Origin of the sequence: Mycobacterium ostraviense (assembly GCF_002705925.1) — a bacterium.
Classification (GTDB): Bacteria; Actinomycetota; Actinomycetes; order Mycobacteriales; family Mycobacteriaceae; genus Mycobacterium; species Mycobacterium ostraviense.
This window is the reverse complement of record NZ_NKRE01000001.1, coordinates 1,988,810-2,006,714: the sequence shown is the minus strand read 5'-3', so window position 1 is coordinate 2,006,714 and position 17,905 is coordinate 1,988,810. Positions and strand designations below refer to the sequence as shown.

Sequence of the window (17,905 nt, the reverse complement as noted above, 5' to 3'; positions counted from 1 at the left end):
CTTGACTGCTGCCGCCGGGCACAGCGACGTGTTGATCGTCGGCGCGGGCAGCGCCGGATCGGTTGTGGCCGCCCGTCTTTCTGCCGATCCCCGCTGTGTCGTGACCGTCCTCGAGGCGGGTCCCGGCCTGGCCGATCCGCAGCTGCTGGCACAAACCTCCGATGGTTTCCGGCTGCCGATCGGCATCGGCAGTCCGCTGGTCCGCCGTTACCAGGCCCAGCTCACCGACCGGCCGATTCGCCGGCTGGCGATCGTGCGCGGAGCGACGCTCGGTGGTTGCGGTGCGATCAACGGCGGCTACTTCTGCCGCGGACTACCACAGGATTTCGATCGTGCTGCGCTACCCGGCTGGACCTGGCCCGACGTACTCGAACACTTCCGGGCCATCGAGACCGATCTGGATTTCAGCACGCCCGCGCACGGCAGCGCCGGCCCCATCCTGGTGCGGCGGACGCACCAGATGACCGGCATCACCCAGCGCTTCATCACTGCCGCCGAGCGCGCCGGGTTCTCCTGGATCGACGACCTCAACGACGTTGGACCGTCGAGTGTCTCGGGGGTGGGCCCGGTCCCGCTGAACATCGTGGACGGCGTCCGGACCGGGTCCGGCGCCGGGTATCTGCTGCCCGTGCTGCGACGACCAAACCTGACACTGCTGGAGCAGACACGGGCATTGCGGTTGTGCTTCTCCGGCAGCAGAGCCGTCGGTGTCGACGCGGTCGGCCCATCCGGGCCGATTACCCTGACGGCCGACCGAATTGTTCTGTGCGCCGGTGCGATTGAGTCGGCGCATCTGCTCATGCTGTCCGGCATCGGTGACGAGGCAATGCTGCGTGCGGTCGGCGTGCCGGTGGTGGCGGCGCTGCCGGTCGGAATGAACTGCAGCGACCATCCGGAATGGGTTCTCCCCACGACATGGAGCGTGGCTCCCGAACGGCCGGTGCTGGAGGTGGTGCTCCACACCGCAGAAGACCTCGAGATCAGGCCCTATACAGGTGGTTTCGTTTCGATGACCGGTAATGGCACTGGCGGACAGCCTGATTGGCCGCATATCGGGGTGGCGCTGATGCGTCCGCGGGCGCGCGGGCGGATCACGCTGGTCTCGGCGGATCCCGACGTGCCGCCGCGGATCGAGCATCGCTACGACAGCGAGCCGGCCGACGTCGCCGCTCTGCGGCGTGGCGTCGATTCTGTCCGCGAAATAGCCGGTGGCGCAACCGATGTCGGACATGCGGCGTGGTCGACGTCACAACACCTGTGTGGCAGTGCCCCGATGGGGGTCGACGGTGACCCGCGGGGGGTCGTCGACGTCCGGTGCCGGGTATACGGTATCCAAAACCTCTGGGTGATCGACGGTTCCGTCCTGCCGGTGATCACCAGCCGCGGTCCGCATGCCACCATTGTGATGCTGGGGCATCGGGCGGCCCAGTTCGTCGTATGAGCGTCAGGCTCGGTGCCGTCCTGCTTTTGCCGGCGCCGGTGCGACGATCCGGCGGATCGGACCCAGTTGGCGGCCATCCCGGCCGGGTGCCCACAATCCGATCAGCACCGCTGCCACGGCCACGATCACGGCCATCACCAGCGTCGAGGCGTGCATGGCGGTCAGGAACGCCGCCTTGCTGACGTCCGCAAGCTGCTTTCCCTGGGGCCCAAGCCTATTGGCCACCTCCACGGCCTTGGCCAGCGAATCGGTCGCCGGGTCGCGGACGGCCGGCGGGAAGGCCGACAAACTCGTCGCGAGCTGTTGCGCGTAGCGTCCGGCCAGTATCGAGCCGGCCACCGCGATTCCCAACGCTCCGCCCACCTCCCGGGTGGTGTCGTTGACCGCCGATGCCACGCCTTGCTTTTCGTCGGGAACAGCCGCCATGATCGCCGAAGTCGTTGGTGCCGTGCATAACCCGATGCCGGCGCTGAGTATCAACGCGGGCCACGCCAGGTCGAAATACGACGAGTCCACCGACAGCCCGCGCATGCACAGGAAGCCGACCGACATCACCACCATTCCTACGAACAGCACCAGCCGCAGACCAAGTTTCGGGACGTACCAGAACGACAGTGCCGACAAGATGCCCAGCGGCACCATGAACGGGCCGAAGGCGACCGCCGTCATCAGAGCGGAGTAGTCCATGATCTGCTGAACGTATTGCATGCCGAGGTAGAAGAAGCCGAAGGTGGCCCCGAACAGCATGACGATTGTTCCCACCCCGGTCGCAAAGCCGGGATCGGCGAACAGTCGCACGTCGAGAAGCGGTTGCCGCCGCCGGAATTCGACGACACCGAACGCCCCGGCAAGGACCGCTCCGGCGACCAGGCCGCCGACGACGACGGTGTCGCTCCACCCGCGCTGGGGTGCTTGCAAGATGCCGAATACCGACACCGCGACAGCGGCGCCGATCAGTACCGCACCCAGCCAGTCGACTCGCGGCGCATCGGGTTCGCGTGACGACGCGACGGTGCACGTCAGCACAAAGACCAACGCGCCCGCGGCGCCGAGCGCCCAGAAGATCGATTTCCAATCCCAGAAGCTGAGCAGGATGCCGGAACCGAACATGCCCAGCACCCCTCCCGAGCCGGCCACTCCGGCCCAGATCCCGACGGCCTTCATCCGTTCTTCTTTTGGATAGGCAACGGTCAGCAGGGAGAGCGTCGCGGGCATAACGAACGCCGCGCCGGCGCCGGCCACCGCCCGGGCCGCGATGATTTGCAGTGGGGTGTCGAACATCGCGGGCGCCACCGAGGCCACCGAGAAGACGGTCAGACCGAACAGCAGCGCGCCCCGCCGGCCGTAACGGTCGCCGATGGCCCCGGCCGGTAGCAGCAGGCAGGCCAGCGCCACGGTGTAACCGTCGACCACCCAGGTCAGCTGGGACTGCGTCGCCGAGGTCGCCACCGCGAGGTCGCCCAGTGCGGTGTTCAGCGCGACCATCGACGCAACGACGAGTGACACGCCCGTGCAGGCCACCGCCAGGGTCCAAATTCGAGCGCGATGAGAGGTACCCGACGGCATCCCGTCGGTACGCTGATGAGGCCGGACGAGGGTGTTCACCATGCTGCACGCCTCCTTCCGGCGGCGAGTACTTGCCGAGACTAACGGTCTTGTATATAGACGGATAGTCTCGTTCTTAAACGGAGGTAGTGCAGATCACCGGCAGTAGCGTTGATCCTCGCCCGGAGCGGTCTCGGGCTCGGTTGTTGGAGGCCGCCGCTGCGCTGCTGCGGTCCGGCGGGCCGAAGGCGGTGACCGTGGAGGCGGTCACTCGTGGCGCCAACGTTGCCAGAGCCACGTTGTACCGGCACTTCTCCAGTGGTAATGACCTGCTGGCCGCGACGTTCAACACTCTGATACCGCCGGCGCCCATGCCGCCTTCGGAAGGTTCGCTGCGGGACCGGCTCATCGCATTGTTGCAGGCTCAGGCCGAGCTGATTGCCGAAGCGCCGGGCATGCTGACTGCGATGGCCTGGGTCGCGCTGGGCGGCGATCTTGAACAACTGCCGGAAGCGCGGCACGCCCATGGTGATGACGGCACTGCGCTCGCCACCTTGCGCGAACGCATCGCCCAGCAGTATGCGGCGCCTTTTGACGCAATTTTCGACAGCCCGGAGGCAGCCGAATTAGGCGAGATCGACCGATCCCGCGCGATCGCCCTGCTGATCGGTCCACTGGTGCTGGGACGCTTGAGCACCCTGCCGGACTTCGACTATCGGGAATGCGCGCGGGCAGCAGTCGACGGCTTTCTGTACGTCCAGTGCCGGCGGGACGGAACGGTGGCTGCCACCAACATCGAATCGGCATGAGTCAACGGACGAATCCGCCTCTCGCTCGACGAATTTGAGCTGTTTTACTGGCCGGTCCGATCCTTGATCCGCCGCCTGACCGCGGCCTTGCCTTCGGCCAGCGTCGCCAAGCCCAGCCGGGTAGCGCTCCACCTGAACTCGTTATTGATGATCCAGCGCACGACAATCAGTTCGGAATGCTCCAACAGCTGAATCGCTTCCAGCATCGGCTCGAGCACCGGTCTAGCCGGCGCAATGAGGCCGCTGCGCCGCGGGAAGCCGCGGAACATCCAGTCACTGAACTCTGTCAACGCCAGGACCGGAGTACTCCCGGGCACGTTCGGGTCGAAGGCCGCCATCAATTCGGCGGCCAGCTCGGCCGCCGGGCACCGTTGATCCAGTCGATCATGGGTTGCGCGGCGTCAGGTTCTCCCAAATCCGGCCCGATCACGGGATGGGAGCGTACGCGTAGCCGCCGGCGTGCGGGTGGAACAAGCCAAAAGCGCTGGTAGGGTCGCTGCCGGCGACGACCGTGGACGGCCTTGGACAGACCGGGGGCGGCCCGCCGACGTCGATGACCTGGGATTTGGCCGGAGCCGTGATCTGGGGCATACTGTTCAGGTTGCCTTGCGCCAGGTTTGCGCCTGGCCAGGCACACAACCGGCGCCCACACGGGCGCGTCCGGCCCCATCCTTGGAGCGCGACCGATTTCGGCCGCCTACAAGGCTGCGTGCGGGCGACACGCCCGACCGCGGGGGTCGGTGGACCACGACAGGTAAACAGCGGCGCAGTATCCGGCGCACGCTAGTTCGACCCGGGATCGGCCGGGTCGATCGGCGGGCTGGGGGCACCAGGTCCGGACCCGGGCCTGAAGTATTGGAGTGAGGTAGGAGAAGCGTGGCGGGACAGAAGATCCGCATCAGGCTGAAGGCCTACGACCATGAGGCTATCGACGCTTCGGCGCGCAAGATCGTCGAGACCGTCGTCCGCACGGGTGCCAGCGTCGTGGGTCCGGTGCCACTGCCGACCGAGAAGAACGTGTATTGCGTCATCCGCTCCCCGCATAAGTACAAGGACTCGCGGGAGCACTTCGAGATGCGCACCCACAAGCGGTTGATCGACATTCTCGACCCGACCCCGAAGACGGTTGACGCACTCATGCGCATCGATCTTCCGGCCAGCGTCGACGTCAATATCCAGTAGGAGTCTGCAGAGCAATGGCACGAAAGGGCATTCTCGGTACCAAGCTGGGCATGACGCAGGTATTCGACGAGAACAACAGAGTCGTACCGGTGACGGTGGTCAAGGCGGGTCCGAACGTCGTGACGCGCATTCGCACGCCGGAGCGCGACGGCTACAGCGCCGTGCAGCTGGCCTACGGCGAAATCAGTCCACGCAAGGTCACCAAGCCGCTGACCGGTCAGTACACCGCCGCAGGCGTCAATCCGCGGCGGCACCTGGCCGAGCTGCGCCTGGACGACCCGGACGCGGTGGCCGAATACGAGGTCGGCCAGGAGCTGACGGCCGAGATCTTCGCCGACGGCAGCTACGTCGACGTGACCGGTACCTCCAAGGGCAAAGGCTTCGCCGGCACCATGAAGCGGCACGGCTTCCGCGGTCAGGGAGCCGCGCACGGTGCCCAGGCGGTGCACCGGCGTCCAGGTTCCATCGGCGGTTGCGCCACCCCGGCACGGGTGTTCAAGGGCACCCGGATGGCCGGCCGGATGGGCAATGACCGGGTAACCGTGCAGAACCTGTTGGTGCACAAGGTCGATGCCGAAAATGGCGTGCTGCTGATCAAGGGTGCGGTTCCCGGCCGCACCGGCGGACTCGTGATGGTCCGCAGCGCGATCAAACGAGGTGAGAAGTAATGGCTGCCACCACCCTCAAGATTGACGTCAAGACGCCGGCCGGCAAGGTCGAGGGCTCCATCGAGCTGCCGGCCGAGTTGTTCGACGTACCGACCAACATCGCATTGATGCACCAGGTGGTCACCGCGCAGCGTGCGGCGGCCCGCCAGGGCACGCACTCGACGAAGACGCGCGGCGACGTCAGTGGCGGGGGTCGTAAGCCGTACCGGCAGAAGGGCACCGGTCGCGCCCGGCAGGGATCGACACGGGCCCCGCAATTCACCGGCGGCGGCGTAGTGCACGGTCCCAAGCCCCGTGACTACAGCCAGCGCACCCCCAAGAAGATGATCGCCGCCGCGTTGCGGGGCGCGTTGTCGGACCGGGCGCGCAACGGGCGCATCCACGCCGTCACCGAATTGGTCGCTGGCCAAACCCCATCCACCAAGAGCGCCAAGACATTTCTGGCCACGCTGACCGACCGTAAGCAGCTGCTGGTGGTCATCGGGCGCGACGACGAGACGGCGGCCAAGAGCGTCCGCAACCTGCCCGGTGTGCACGTCCTGTCGCCCGACCAACTCAACACCTACGACGTGCTGCGCGCCGACGACGTGGTTTTCAGCGTGGCGGCGCTCAACGCCTACATAGCCGCTAATACAGCCGCCAACACTCCCGAGGAGGTTTCGGCCTGATGGCGACCATCGCCGACCCCCGCGACATCATCTTGTCCCCGGTGATCTCGGAAAAGTCCTACGGGTTGCTCGACGACAACGTCTATACGTTTGTAGTGCACCCCGATTCCAACAAGACGCAGATCAAGATCGCCATCGAAAAGATCTTCGCCGTCAAGGTCGCATCGGTGAATACCGCGAATCGGCCGGGTAAGCGCAAGCGCACCCGGACCGGATACGGCAAGCGTAAGAACACCAAGCGCGCGATCGTGACCTTGGCGCCGGGCAGTAAGCCGATCGACTTGTTCGGGGCACCGGCCTAGCCGTGCGCGAGAGAAAGACCTGATTAGACATGGCAATTCGCAAGTACAAGCCGACGACTCCCGGTCGTCGCGGCGCCAGCGTGTCCGACTTCTCCGAGATCACCCGGTCCACGCCGGAGAAGTCGCTGGTGCGTCCGCTGCACAATCGTGGCGGGCGTAACGCGCACGGCCGCATCACCACACGCCACCAGGGCGGCGGCCACAAGCGCGCCTACCGGCTTGTCGACTTCCGTCGCAACGACAAAGACGGCGTCAACGCCAAGGTCGCGCACATCGAGTACGACCCGAACCGCACCGCCAGGATCGCGTTGCTGCATTATCTGGACGGCGAAAAGCGCTACATCATTGCGCCGAACGGGCTTTCGCAAGGCGACGTGGTGGAATCGGGTCCCAACGCCGACATCAAGCCGGGTAACAACCTGCCGTTGCGCAATATCCCGGCGGGCACCTTGGTCCACGCCGTGGAACTGCGGCCCGGCGGCGGCGCCAAGCTGGCCCGCTCGGCCGGCTCGAGCATCCAGTTGCTGGGCAAGGAGGCCAGCTACGCATCGTTGCGCATGCCTAGTGGTGAGATCCGCCGGGTCGACGTCCGCTGCCGTGCCACGGTCGGCGAGGTGGGCAACGCCGAGCAAGCGAACATCAACTGGGGCAAGGCCGGTCGGATGCGGTGGAAGGGCAAGCGCCCGTCGGTTCGTGGCGTGGTGATGAACCCGGTCGACCACCCACACGGTGGTGGCGAGGGTAAGACGTCCGGTGGCCGTCACCCGGTCAGCCCCTGGGGCAAGAAGGAAGGGCGCACCCGCCATCCGAACAAGCAAAGTAACAAACTCATCGTCCGCCGCCGGCGCACCGGCAAGAAGCACTCGCGCTAGGAAGCCGCTAGGAGATTTGGGGAGTAGCCAACTATGCCACGCAGCCTGAAGAAGGGCCCGTTCGTCGACGACCATCTGCTCAAGAAGGTCGACGTACAGAACGAGAAGAACACCAAGCAGGTCATCAAGACCTGGTCGCGGCGTTCGACCATCATCCCCGACTTCATCGGCCACACCTTCGCGGTGCACGACGGCCGCAAGCATGTCCCGGTGTTCGTCACCGAGGCGATGGTGGGTCACAAGCTCGGTGAATTTGCGCCGACGCGCACCTTCAAGGGGCACATCAAAGACGACCGGAAGAGTAAGCGGCGATGACTACCACTACCGAATATCCGTCGGCCGTCGCCAAGGCACGGTTTGTGCGGGTATCGCCGAGAAAGGCGCGCCGGGTCATCGATCTGGTGCGGGGCCGCTCGGTATCGGACGCACTCGACATCCTGCGCTGGGCGCCGCAGGCCGCCAGTGAGCCGGTGGCCAAGGTGATCGCCAGTGCCGCTGCCAACGCGCAGAACAACAACGGCCTGGACCCGACGACGTTGGTGGTCGCCACGGTCTACGCCGACGAGGGTCCGACCGCCAAACGCATCCGTCCGCGTGCCCAGGGTCGTGCGTTCCGAATTCGCCGGCGCACCAGCCACATCACCGTGGTGGTGGAGAGCCGGCCGGCCAAGGACGAGCGGTCTTCGAAGTCGTCGAGGGCCCGCCGGGCCGAGGGCAGCAAGGCCGCCGCGAAGGCGGGTCCTGGTTCAGGCGCCAAGAAGGCGGCCACCTCCCCGGCCAAGAAAGCGCCCGCCAAGAAGGCACCCGCAAACACATCTGAGACTTCTGCATCTGAGAATTCCGTTGGGAAGGGAGGCTCAGACTAGTGGGCCAGAAGATCAATCCGCACGGCTTCCGGCTGGGCATCACCACCGACTGGAAGTCGCGCTGGTATGCCGACAAGCAGTACGCCGAGTACGTCAAGGAGGACGTCGCGATCCGCCGGTTACTGTCCAGCGGCCTGGAGCGCGCGGGTATCGCCGACGTGGAAATCGAGCGGACCCGCGATCGGGTCCGGGTGGACATTCACACCGCGCGCCCGGGAATCGTCATCGGCCGCCGCGGCACCGAGGCGGACCGCATCCGTGCGGACCTGGAAAAGCTGACCGGCAAGCAGGTTCAGCTCAACATCCTCGAAGTGAAAAACCCGGAGTCGCAAGCTCAATTGGTGGCCCAGGGCGTTGCCGAGCAGTTGAGCAACCGGGTGGCGTTCCGCCGCGCGATGCGCAAGGCCATCCAGTCGGCGATGCGTCAGCCCAACGTCAAGGGGATCAGGGTTCAGTGCTCGGGCCGTCTTGGCGGCGCTGAGATGAGCCGCTCGGAGTTCTACCGCGAAGGCCGGGTTCCGCTGCACACCTTGCGCGCAGACATCGACTACGGCCTGTACGAGGCGAAGACCACCTTCGGCCGGATCGGCGTGAAGGTGTGGATTTACAAGGGCGACATCGTCGGCGGCAAGCGCGAATTGACCGCCGCAGTCCCCGCGGGCCCCGAACGGCCGCGCCGTGAGCGGCCGGCGGGTACCCGTCCGCGCCGCAGCGGTGCCTCGGGCACGACGGCGACGGGCACCGACGCCGGCCGCGCCGCCGGCGGCGAAGAGGGCACTGCGGCGGCCGGCAACGAGGCCGCGCCGGCCGTTGAAGCGCAGAGTACGGAGTGAATGAATCATGTTGATTCCCCGCAAGGTCAAGCACCGCAAGCAGCATCATCCCCGCCAGCGAGGCATCGCCAGCGGTGGAACGTCGGTGAATTTCGGCGACTACGGGATTCAGGCCCTCGAGCACGCCTATGTCACCAACCGGCAGATCGAGTCGGCCCGTATCGCCATCAACAGGCACATCAAGCGTGGCGGCAAGGTGTGGATCAACATCTTCCCGGACCGCCCGTTGACCAAGAAGCCCGCCGAGACCCGGATGGGTTCGGGCAAGGGCTCCCCGGAGTGGTGGGTGGCCAACGTCAAGCCGGGCCGGGTGCTGTTCGAGCTCAGCTACCCCAATGAAGCGATCGCGCGGGCGGCGCTGACCCGTGCGATCCACAAGTTGCCGATCAAGGCACGCATTATTACGCGAGAGGAGCAGTTCTGATGGCAGTGGGAATTTCCCCTGGCGAACTGCGTGAGCTCACCGACGAGGAACTGACCGAGCGGCTGCGCGAAGCCAAAGCAGAGTTGTTCAACCTGCGCTTCCAGATGGCGACCGGCCAGCTCAACAACATCCGCCGGCTCCGCACGGTGCGTCGGGAAATCGCACGCGTCTATACCGTGCTGCGCGAACGAGAACTGGGTCTGGCTTCCGGTCCCGATGGTCCCGATGGTCCCGAAGGTAAGGAATCGTGATGGCAGAGGCTAAGACTGGAGCAAAGGCGTCACCCGCGGCGGCTAAAGCCCCACGCAGGGCAGCGTCCAAAGAGGCGGTACCCAAGGATGTCCCCTCGAAAGCGAAGGGCCCCAAGCACACTCCGAGCGCTCCCAAGCCGCGCGGCCGTCGCAAGACACGTATCGGCTACGTGGTGAGCGACAAGATGCAGAAGACCATCGTGGTCGAGCTGGAAGACCGGGTGCGACACCCGTTGTACGGCAAGATCATTCGCACCACCAAGAAGGTCAAGGCGCACGACGAGAACAGCATCGCCGGTATCGGCGACCGCGTTTCGCTGATGGAGACGCGTCCGTTGTCAGCGACCAAACGCTGGCGGCTGGTCGAGATCCTCGAGAAGGCCAAGTAACGGCAACCAGAGTTTTCCTGAGCGCCGGGTCAGCTGATTTTCCCTCACCTGGCCCAGCGCTTCTTCGTGGACATGACAGCTCTGCGTGGGTGAGGGGAATCGCCCGACACCCCGTGCTGCGTCCCGGAGTCGACAGGCACCGGTTGCTGGTTGAGCCGGAGGCGGATCCCGCGCGCAGAACATCGAACGGGCGTTGCGGTCGGTGCGGTAGCCGGAGCACGGCGCGAGAGCCACTGCTGCGCGCCGCGTCGGGAACAAATCGAGGTATTGGCGCTCGTGGAGTGGACCGGTAGCAACCGCCGCAACGCATTGCGACCGCGGAGCGCCTGGTCAACCCCGATGCCGGCCCAGTGAAAATTTGTCATACTATGTTGACAATGTAAGCTGGCGGAGGGCCGCAAGATCTGACAAGCGCCCAAATTGTGCACTGCCGCGTCGTTGTGCGGTCGGGTCACCTCTGTCCGGGGTAATCTCCACGCGACGCCGATAAATGTGCGTACAGAAAGTGGGTGTGCAGTGACGACGGGGTCAACCGGGTTTCAAGGCAAGATCAAGCTGGACATCCGTGACTCGGAACCGGATTGGGGTCCCTACGCGGCGCCGACCGCGCCCGAGAACGCGCCCAACATCTTGTATCTGGTCTGGGACGACACTGGCATCGCGACCTGGGACTGCTTCGGTGGCGTGGTGGAGATGCCCGCCATGACGCGCATCGCCGAGCGCGGCGTGCGGCTGACGCAATTCCACACCACCGCGCTGTGTTCGCCGACGCGGGCGTCGCTGCTGACCGGGCGCAACGCGACCACCGTCGGCATGGCCACCATCGAAGAATTCACCGACGGTTTCCCCAACTGCAACGGACGCATACCGGCCGACACCGCCCTACTTTCGGAGGCGCTTGCCGAACGCGGCTACAACACCTATTGCGTGGGCAAGTGGCACCTGACACCGCTCGAAGAGGCCAACATGGCCTCGACGAAGCGGCATTGGCCCACGTCTCGGGGTTTCGAACGTTTCTACGGATTCATGGGTGGCGAGACCGATCAGTGGTATCCCGACCTGGTGTACGACAACCACCCGGTCAGCCCGCCCGGCACGCCCGAGGACGGCTATCACCTGTCGAAGGACTTGGCGGACAAGGCGATCCAATTCATCCGCGATGCCAAGGTGATCGCGCCGGACAAACCCTGGTTCACCTACCTGTGCCCAGGCGCCGGGCATGCACCGCACCACGTCTTCAAGGAGTGGGCGGACAAATATGCCGGCAAGTTCGACATGGGCTATGAGAAGTATCGCGAGGTCGTGCTGGAACGGCAGAAGTCGATGGGGATCGTGCCGCCGGAGACCGAATTGTCGCCCATCAACCCCTATCTCGACGTCAAGGGACCGCAAGGCGAGCCATGGCCGCTGCAGGACACCGTGCGGCCCTGGGACTCGCTCAACGACGAAGAAAAGAAGCTGTTCAGCCGGATGGCCGAGGTGTTCGCCGGTTTCCTGAGCTACACCGACGCGCAGATCGGCCGGATCTTGGACTACCTCGAGGAATCGGGACAGCTGGATAACACCGTCATCGTGGTGATTTCCGACAACGGTGCCAGCGGTGAGGGCGGACCCAACGGGTCGGTCAACGAAGGAAAATTCTTCAACGGCTATATCGACACCGTCGAAGAGAGCATGAAGCTCTTCGACCACCTGGGGGGACCGCAAACGTACAACCATTACCCGATCGGGTGGGCGATGGCCTTCAACACGCCCTACAAGCTGTTCAAGCGCTACGCCTCGCACGAGGGCGGGATTGCCGATACGGCGATCATTTCCTGGCCGGCCGGTATCGCGGCCCACGGTGAAGTCCGGGACAACTACGTCAATGTCGCCGACGTCACCCCGACCGTTTACGAGCTGCTGGGCATGACGCCGCCGGACACCGTCAAGGGCATCACCCAGAAGCCCCTCGACGGGGTGAGTTTCAAAGCAGCCCTTGACGATTCGGCCACCGACACCGGTAAGCACACCCAGTTCTACGCCATGCTCGGCACCCGCGGGATTTGGCATCGAGGGTGGTTCGCCAACACCATCCATGCCGCCACACCGGCCGGCTGGTCGCATTTCGACACCGATCGGTGGGAACTGTTCCACATCGAAAAAGACCGCAGCCAATGCCATGACCTCGCCGCCGAGCATCCGGACAAGCTCGAAGAACTCAAGGCGCTGTGGTATTCCGAGGCGGCCAAGTACAACGGCCTGCCCCTGTCGGATCTCAACATCGTGGAGACCATGATGCGGTCGCGGCCCTACCTGGTCACCGAACGATCCACCTACATCTACTATCCCGACTGCGCAGACGTCGGTATCGGGGCCGCCGCCGAAATTCGCGGCCGTTCGTTCGCCGTCGTGGCCGAGGTGACGGTGGACACCACCGGGGCCGAAGGTGTGCTCTTCAAACAGGGCGGCGCGCACGGCGGACACGTGTTGTTCATCCAGGACGGACGCCTGCACTACGTCTACAACTTCCTTGGTGAGCGCCAGCAGCTGCTCTCGTCGGTCGGCCCGATCCCGCTCGGCCGACATCTGCTCGGCGTGCGTTATGCGCGGACGGGAACGGTGCCCAACAGCCACACCCCGCTGGGTGACCTGGCGATGTACTTCGACCACCACGAGGTCGGCACGCTGGCGGATGTAGTGACACACCCGGGCACGTTCGGGCTGGCAGGTGCCGGCATCACCGTCGGACACAACGGCGGTTCGGCGGTGTCCAGCCGCTACAAAGCGCCGTTCGCATTCACCGGGGGAACCATCGCCGAAGTGACGATCGACCTATCCGGACGACCGTATGAAGACGTGGAAAAAGAACTCGCCCTTGCCTTTTCGCGCGACTAGGCGGTTGGCGCGACTGCTGTGGGCAGTGACGCTGCTATGCCTGCCGGGCATCGTGGCCGGCTGCGGTGAGCGCGGTGGTGGCCCGGGCGCACCCGCACGTCCCGGCCCGGCGGAGCCGGTGCCCGGCATCGTGACCACACACCCCGAGCACATCCCGCCCGACACGGTCGCCTGCTCGCCGTCGCTGACCGGCGAGGGCCGAGCGACCCTGGCCAGCGTCTCCGACCCGGCCGCGCCCAGGATCACCATCAGCGTGCCGGACGGTTGGACGTCGACTCCGGGCAGCGGTGCTACGGCACTGATGTTGACCGGCCCCAACGGCATGAAGGCGACCGTGACCATCGCCCCCACCGACCTGCAGCCGGACCGCGCTTTCCTGGCCTACACCGCCAGCCTGGGCGGGTCGATGCGACATCTCAACCTCCTGGTCACCGGGGTACCGTTCTGCGGCTTCAGCAGCCAGCTGTTGACCGGCACGCTGCAGGGATCGTCGGGTCCGATCGAATTCGCCGACCGCGTCACTCACATCTGGACGAACACCAAGAACTACCTGGTGGCCATCCACCTGGAGGGCCCCGCGGCGGTGCCCGGCTTCCGTTCGGCAAAATCGGCTTTGATGCAGGACTTCGCCGTCGTCATACCCTGAGCCATACCCTGAAGCCGTGTTAACCGAACTGGTCGACCTGCCGGGCGGGTCGTTCCGCATGGGGTCGACGAGCTTCTACCCCGAAGAAGCGCCGATTCATACCGTCACCGTGCCCGCCTTTGCCATCGAACTCCACCCGGTAACCAATGCACAGTTCGCGGAATTCGTCGCTGCCACCGGGTATGTGACCGTGGCGGAACAACCTCTTGATCCCGCGCTGTATCCGGGGGCTAACGCCGACGACCTGTGTCCGGGGGCGATGGTGTTCCTTCCGACCGCTGGCCCGGTCGACCTGCGCGACTGGCGGCAGTGGTGGGATTGGGCGCCCGGCGCGAGCTGGCGCCGACCATTCGGCCCGGACACTGATATCGCCGACAAACCCGACCACCCCGTCGTGCAGGTGGCCTATCCCGACGCGGCCGCCTACGCGCGGTGGGCAAGCCGGCGGCTGCCGAGTGAGGCCGAGTGGGAGTACGCGGCGCGCGGGGGAACCACGACGACATATGCCTGGGGCGACGAGGCCAAGCCCGGCGGGCAGCTGATGGCCAATACCTGGCAGGGCAAGTTCCCGTACCGCAACGACGGCGCACTGGGCTGGGTTGGCACCTCGCCGGTGGGCACCTTCCCGCCCAACGGCTTCGGTCTGGTCGACATGATCGGCAACGTCTGGGAATGGACCGCAACCGAGTTCTCCGCGCACCACCGGACCGATCAGCCTCCGAAGGCGTGCTGCGCGCCTGCCGGGCCCGCCGACCCCACCATCAGCCAAACGCTCAAGGGCGGCTCCCATCTGTGTGCGCCGGAGTATTGCCACCGGTACCGACCGGCGGCCCGCTCGCCGCAATCGCAAGACACCGCGACCACCCACATCGGATTCCGCTGTGTGGCCGAGCGCGGATCAGGCTAAGAAATTTGCGGGTCGATGGACCGGCGCGTTGCCGCTTGATCGCCGGTGCGGCTCACTAGCATCTGCCCCGTGTTCACCACGAAGAGCCGGTCGCGATGACCCATCAGGCTCCGGCGCCGACACCAGCTCCGGCCACGGGCAAGTCGCGCGGAACGCGCCTCGTGATCGGCATGGCCGCTGTCGTTGGCATCGTGGTCGTCTACGCCTTGTCCCTATTCGGTGTGCACTTGCTGGCCACGTCGGCGCCCCCGCTGCCGGAACCGGACCTGGGCACCACCGACGACACCGTCGTGCAGGTCCGGCTCGAGAAGCTGGAGACGGTCGCCAACCGCCTCACGGTGAATGTCCTTGTCGTTCCGGAAGATTCGAAGTTCGACAAACGCCTCGACGTGTTGACCCAAGACCTTGCCGTGCGGTTGTATCCGGAGAACGACCTCGGCGACCTGCAGTACCCGGTCGGGAAGTCGCCGGCGCAGGTCAGCACCGCGATCGAGGCCGAGGGCGATCCCGCCAACTGGCCGTTCGACTCCTACACCACGGGTGTCATCTCTGCCGACGTGATTGTCGGGTCCGGCGAGAGCCGGGTGAAAGAACCCGCCCGGGTCGAGGTGATCGGGTCGTTGGACGGCTGGGACGTCAGCGTGCAGCGCGTCGGCGAGTCCAGTCAGACCACCAGCCGTCCTGACAACGTCATCATCACCTTGCACCGGGCCAAGGGCTCGCTGATCTTCGACCTGGGCATCATTCTGGTCCTGGTCAGCCTGCCGACCTTGGGGCTATGGGTGTCCATCCCGATGGCGTTGGGCAGGAAGAAGTTCTTGCCACCGTTCGTGACGTGGTTCGCCGCCATGCTGTTCGCCGTGGTCCCATTGCGCAATATCCTGCCCGGCAACCCGCCGCCCGGCTCCTGGATCGACCAAGCCGTCACGCTATGGGTGCTGATCGCATTGATCGTGGCGATGAGCCTGTTCATCTTCGCCTACCGCCGGCAATCGGACTGATCTAGAAACGTCACCGGCGGGAACGCCGGTTGCTACCATCTGACTCCGTGTTCGGGGGCAGGTACATGTCAGCGGTCTCTCCGGCGGTGACCGCAGATGACCGATAACCACGCGCCGGCGGCGCCGGAGCCGGGTGCACCGGCCGGTTCAACGGCGTCTCCGCCGGGCGGATCGGCGGCGCCGCCGGCCCGCCCGCATATGTCGCGGCGGAAACACCTGGTACTCGACGTGTCGATCATCGTCGGTGTCGCTGTTGTCTACGTCCTATCGCTGGTCGGCTATCACTGGCTGGCCAGCACGCCGGGGCCATTGCCCAAGCCGGATGTGGGCACCACCGAGGACACGGTGGTGTTGGTGCGATTCGAGCAACTGCACACCGTGGCAAATCGCCTCGACGTGAAAGTTCTTGTGATGCCTGACGATTCGATGATCGACAAGCGTCTCGACGTGCTGACCACCGACACTTCGGTGCGCCTTTATCCGACCAACGACCTGGGTGACCTGCAGTATCCGGTGGGGAAATCGCCGGCACAGGTCGCCACCACCATCGAGGCGCACGGCGATCCCGGTAACTGGCCATTCGACACCTACACCACCGACACCGTCCAGGCCGATGTGCTGGTCGGGGCCGGTGACACTCGCCAGTACAAGCCCGCCCGCGTCGAAGTGACCGGATCGCTGGAAGGCTGGGACATCAGCGTCCAGCGCGTCGGGGACGCGAGTCAGACCTCGGATCGCCCGGACAACGTGATCATCACGCTGAAGCGAGCCAAGGGGCCGCTGGTCTTCGACCTGGGAATCTGCCTGGTCCTCGTCACGCTGCCGACGCTGGCCCTGTTCGTGGCCATCCAGATGGTCACCGGCCGGCGAAAATTCTTACCACCGTTCTCCACGTGGTATGCGGCGATGCTGTTCGCCGTGGTGCCGCTGCGCAATATCCTCCCCGGCTCGCCGCCGGCGGGTTCGTGGATCGACCAAGCCGTGGTGATCTGGGTGTTGATTGCGTTGGCTACGGCCATGGTGGTGTACGTCGTTGCGTGGTACCGGGAATCGGAGTAGCGCACGGTGACGTAGGTGCCCGCCGGACAACGGGTTCCGGCCCGCCGTGGACGCGGCCGCGGAAACGGCCGTGGCCAGGCCGTAGCGAGTGCGCAAGGCGCCGGTGCCCCACGCCTTGATGGTGTCCCCGAGCCTGGCGGCGGGCACCGGGTGTCGGTCGGCTGTGGCATAATCGAATGTATGTTCGATTCACGGGTGGAGCCGGCGGCGTTGGTGGAGCAGATGTGTGCGGCTCCGCGGGCCGAGAATCGGGCCGCGGCCGCGCAGCTGACTGCCATCGGGGAGTTGTTTGGCTATCGGCTGGCGCACAGTGGCGAGACTCAGGATTGGGCGATCGACACCATGGAGGCGGTGGCGGCCGAGGTGGGTGCGCGTTGCGGATCAGGCAGGGCCTAGCGGCGAGCCGGTTGCGTTATGCCCGGGCGATGCGGGAGCAGTTGCCGCGGGTCGCGGCGGTGTTTCGGGCCGGTGATATCGACTATCGGGCGTTTCAGACGCTGGTGTATCGCACCGAGCTGATCGAAGATCGGCAGGTGTTGGCCGCGGTGGATGCCCAGCTGGCCGGTGCAGGTGGCGCGCTGGGTGCTCAGATCGACAAGATCGTGGCCAGCGTCGATGCCGACGCGCTGCGCCGGCGCAAAGAACACCACAGCGATCGCCAGATCCGCATCGACGAGGGGATCGGCGGGATCTCCCAGATCGAGGGCACCCTGGTGACCCCGGATGCCCAGGTGTTGGATCGGCGGTTGAGCGCGTTGGCGGCCACGGTCTGTGAGCATGATCCGCGCAGCCGTGACCAGCGCCGCGCCGATGCGTTGGGGGCCTTGGCCGCCGGGGGGTCGAGCGGTTGGGCTGTGGCTGCGGGCGCAGCGATTGCGCGGCCGGAAAGCGGCCCGCGCCAAGCCCGGTGATCATCCATGTGATTGCCGAACAACCCAGCGGTGAGCGCCACGGCGAACCGCTGGCGTCCTTGGTGGGTGCTGACGGGCTCATCGGCGCCGAACTGATCGCCGAGTTGGCCGCCACGGCCAAGCAGGTCTCGCTGACCCACCCCGGCGACGCCCCACCGGAGCCAGGGTATGTGCCGTCGAAGGCGTTGGCTGATTTCGTGCGCTGCCGCGATCTGACGTGTCGCTGGCCCGGCTGTGATCGCCCGGCCTTCGAA

General features: G+C 65.8%; 21 protein-coding genes and 1 pseudogene. 19 read left to right on the top strand and 3 right to left on the bottom strand.

Going from position 1 to position 17,905, the window contains the following annotated elements:
- The first annotated feature begins 1 nt into the window (after window position 1).
- Entirely contained in the window at window positions 2–1,441 is a 1,440-nt protein-coding gene (gene mftG, locus CDN38_RS09090; protein ID WP_075511113.1) for a mycofactocin dehydrogenase MftG, read from the top strand.
- 3 nt (window positions 1,442–1,444) lie between these two features.
- Here the strand turns inward: mftG and CDN38_RS09085 are convergent, their stop codons facing one another.
- Window positions 1,445–2,947, bottom strand: coding sequence for an MFS transporter (locus CDN38_RS09085; protein ID WP_306316087.1), 1,503 nt, complete (start codon window positions 2,945–2,947; stop codon window positions 1,445–1,447).
- 245 nt (window positions 2,948–3,192) lie between these two features.
- On the opposite strand from CDN38_RS09085, the gene CDN38_RS09080 reads away from it, so the two are divergent.
- On the top strand, window positions 3,193–3,795 hold the full coding sequence (locus tag CDN38_RS09080) for a TetR/AcrR family transcriptional regulator (protein WP_267888281.1): 603 nt from the start codon (window positions 3,193–3,195) through the stop codon (window positions 3,793–3,795).
- A 44-nt stretch (window positions 3,796–3,839) separates the two neighbouring features.
- Here CDN38_RS09080 and CDN38_RS09075 read toward each other — a convergent pair whose 3' ends face one another.
- Window positions 3,840–4,085 (bottom strand): hypothetical protein, encoded by a 246-nt coding sequence (locus tag CDN38_RS09075; RefSeq protein WP_142361258.1) that lies wholly within the window; start codon window positions 4,083–4,085, stop codon window positions 3,840–3,842.
- Window positions 4,086–4,221: 136 nt separating this feature from the next.
- The gene (locus CDN38_RS29380; protein WP_180276266.1) at window positions 4,222–4,386 is read right to left on the bottom strand and encodes a hypothetical protein; all 165 of its coding nucleotides are present in this window, start codon (window positions 4,384–4,386) and stop codon (window positions 4,222–4,224) included.
- Window positions 4,387–4,671: 285 nt separating this feature from the next.
- Between CDN38_RS29380 and rpsJ the strand changes: the two genes are divergently transcribed.
- From rpsJ to CDN38_RS08990, 17 genes and pseudogenes are all read left to right on the top strand, one after another.
- Window positions 4,672–4,977 carry a 30S ribosomal protein S10 gene (gene rpsJ / locus CDN38_RS09070; RefSeq protein WP_003873519.1) on the top strand — a complete coding sequence of 102 codons (306 nt, stop codon included), beginning with the start codon at window positions 4,672–4,674 and terminating at the stop codon, window positions 4,975–4,977.
- Window positions 4,978–4,991: 14 nt separating this feature from the next.
- Window positions 4,992–5,645: a 50S ribosomal protein L3 gene (rplC, locus tag CDN38_RS09065; RefSeq protein WP_023370920.1), complete on the top strand. Its 654-nt coding sequence runs from the start codon at window positions 4,992–4,994 to the stop codon at window positions 5,643–5,645.
- The gene (rplD, locus tag CDN38_RS09060) at window positions 5,645–6,313 is read left to right on the top strand and encodes a 50S ribosomal protein L4 (protein ID WP_075511110.1); all 669 of its coding nucleotides are present in this window, start codon (window positions 5,645–5,647) and stop codon (window positions 6,311–6,313) included. Before rplC ends, rplD begins: the two co-directional genes overlap by 1 nt.
- On the top strand, window positions 6,313–6,615 hold the full coding sequence (rplW, locus tag CDN38_RS09055; RefSeq protein WP_075511109.1) for a 50S ribosomal protein L23: 303 nt from the start codon (window positions 6,313–6,315) through the stop codon (window positions 6,613–6,615). The genes rplD and rplW overlap by 1 nt, the downstream gene beginning before the upstream one ends.
- A 29-nt stretch (window positions 6,616–6,644) precedes the next feature.
- Window positions 6,645–7,487, top strand: coding sequence for a 50S ribosomal protein L2 (rplB, locus tag CDN38_RS09050; RefSeq protein WP_075511108.1), 843 nt, complete (start codon window positions 6,645–6,647; stop codon window positions 7,485–7,487).
- 33 nt (window positions 7,488–7,520) lie between these two features.
- The gene (rpsS, locus tag CDN38_RS09045; protein WP_003892827.1) at window positions 7,521–7,802 is read left to right on the top strand and encodes a 30S ribosomal protein S19; all 282 of its coding nucleotides are present in this window, start codon (window positions 7,521–7,523) and stop codon (window positions 7,800–7,802) included.
- The gene (rplV, locus tag CDN38_RS09040) at window positions 7,799–8,353 is read left to right on the top strand and encodes a 50S ribosomal protein L22 (protein ID WP_075511107.1); all 555 of its coding nucleotides are present in this window, start codon (window positions 7,799–7,801) and stop codon (window positions 8,351–8,353) included. Before rpsS ends, rplV begins: the two co-directional genes overlap by 4 nt.
- Entirely contained in the window at window positions 8,353–9,186 is an 834-nt protein-coding gene (gene rpsC, locus CDN38_RS09035; RefSeq protein ID WP_099318909.1) for a 30S ribosomal protein S3, read from the top strand. Before rplV ends, rpsC begins: the two co-directional genes overlap by 1 nt.
- Window positions 9,187–9,193: 7 nt before the next feature.
- The gene (rplP, locus tag CDN38_RS09030) at window positions 9,194–9,610 is read left to right on the top strand and encodes a 50S ribosomal protein L16 (protein WP_011739064.1); all 417 of its coding nucleotides are present in this window, start codon (window positions 9,194–9,196) and stop codon (window positions 9,608–9,610) included.
- Complete coding sequence (rpmC, locus tag CDN38_RS09025; RefSeq protein WP_075511105.1) at window positions 9,610–9,861, top strand: 50S ribosomal protein L29; 252 nt, start codon at window positions 9,610–9,612, stop codon at window positions 9,859–9,861. The genes rplP and rpmC overlap by 1 nt, the downstream gene beginning before the upstream one ends.
- Entirely contained in the window at window positions 9,858–10,250 is a 393-nt protein-coding gene (gene rpsQ / locus CDN38_RS09020) for a 30S ribosomal protein S17 (RefSeq protein ID WP_142361257.1), read from the top strand. The genes rpmC and rpsQ overlap by 4 nt, the downstream gene beginning before the upstream one ends.
- Before the next feature lie 516 nt (window positions 10,251–10,766).
- Entirely contained in the window at window positions 10,767–13,127 is a 2,361-nt protein-coding gene (locus CDN38_RS09015) for an arylsulfatase (protein ID WP_075511103.1), read from the top strand.
- Between the two features lie 4 nt (window positions 13,128–13,131).
- Window positions 13,132–13,773, top strand: a complete 642-nt coding sequence (locus CDN38_RS30600) for a hypothetical protein (RefSeq protein WP_233026820.1) — start codon at window positions 13,132–13,134, stop codon at window positions 13,771–13,773.
- Window positions 13,774–13,789: 16 nt separating this feature from the next.
- Window positions 13,790–14,680 (top strand): formylglycine-generating enzyme family protein, encoded by an 891-nt coding sequence (locus tag CDN38_RS09005; protein WP_075511102.1) that lies wholly within the window; start codon window positions 13,790–13,792, stop codon window positions 14,678–14,680.
- Window positions 14,681–14,775: 95 nt separating this feature from the next.
- Window positions 14,776–15,681, top strand: coding sequence for a DUF4436 domain-containing protein (locus CDN38_RS09000; protein WP_075511101.1), 906 nt, complete (start codon window positions 14,776–14,778; stop codon window positions 15,679–15,681).
- Between the two features lie 96 nt (window positions 15,682–15,777).
- Window positions 15,778–16,740: a DUF4436 domain-containing protein gene (locus CDN38_RS08995; protein ID WP_075511100.1), complete on the top strand. Its 963-nt coding sequence runs from the start codon at window positions 15,778–15,780 to the stop codon at window positions 16,738–16,740.
- A gap of 180 nt (window positions 16,741–16,920) precedes the next feature.
- Window positions 16,921–17,905: pseudogene (locus CDN38_RS08990) on the top strand (13E12 repeat family protein); the annotation flags it as partial.

What these genes read in the sequence shown, in the direction of transcription:
- rplP (WP_011739064.1), top strand. Translation starts at nt 9,194, where the DNA reads ATGTTGATTCCCCGCAAGGTCAAGCACCGCAAGCAGCATCATCCCCGC.
- rplB (WP_075511108.1), top strand. Translation starts at nt 6,645, where the DNA reads ATGGCAATTCGCAAGTACAAGCCGACGACTCCCGGTCGTCGCGGCGCC.
- CDN38_RS09000 (WP_075511101.1), top strand. Translation starts at nt 14,776, where the DNA reads ATGACCCATCAGGCTCCGGCGCCGACACCAGCTCCGGCCACGGGCAAG.
- CDN38_RS08995 (WP_075511100.1), top strand. Translation starts at nt 15,778, where the DNA reads ATGACCGATAACCACGCGCCGGCGGCGCCGGAGCCGGGTGCACCGGCC.
- rpsS (WP_003892827.1), top strand. Translation starts at nt 7,521, where the DNA reads ATGCCACGCAGCCTGAAGAAGGGCCCGTTCGTCGACGACCATCTGCTC.
- rplW (WP_075511109.1), top strand. Translation starts at nt 6,313, where the DNA reads ATGGCGACCATCGCCGACCCCCGCGACATCATCTTGTCCCCGGTGATC.
- rplC (WP_023370920.1), top strand. Translation starts at nt 4,992, where the DNA reads ATGGCACGAAAGGGCATTCTCGGTACCAAGCTGGGCATGACGCAGGTA.
- rplV (WP_075511107.1), top strand. Translation starts at nt 7,799, where the DNA reads ATGACTACCACTACCGAATATCCGTCGGCCGTCGCCAAGGCACGGTTT.
- CDN38_RS29380 (WP_180276266.1), bottom strand. Translation starts at nt 4,386, where the DNA reads ATGCCCCAGATCACGGCTCCGGCCAAATCCCAGGTCATCGACGTCGGC.
- rplD (WP_075511110.1), top strand. Translation starts at nt 5,645, where the DNA reads ATGGCTGCCACCACCCTCAAGATTGACGTCAAGACGCCGGCCGGCAAG.
- rpmC (WP_075511105.1), top strand. Translation starts at nt 9,610, where the DNA reads ATGGCAGTGGGAATTTCCCCTGGCGAACTGCGTGAGCTCACCGACGAG.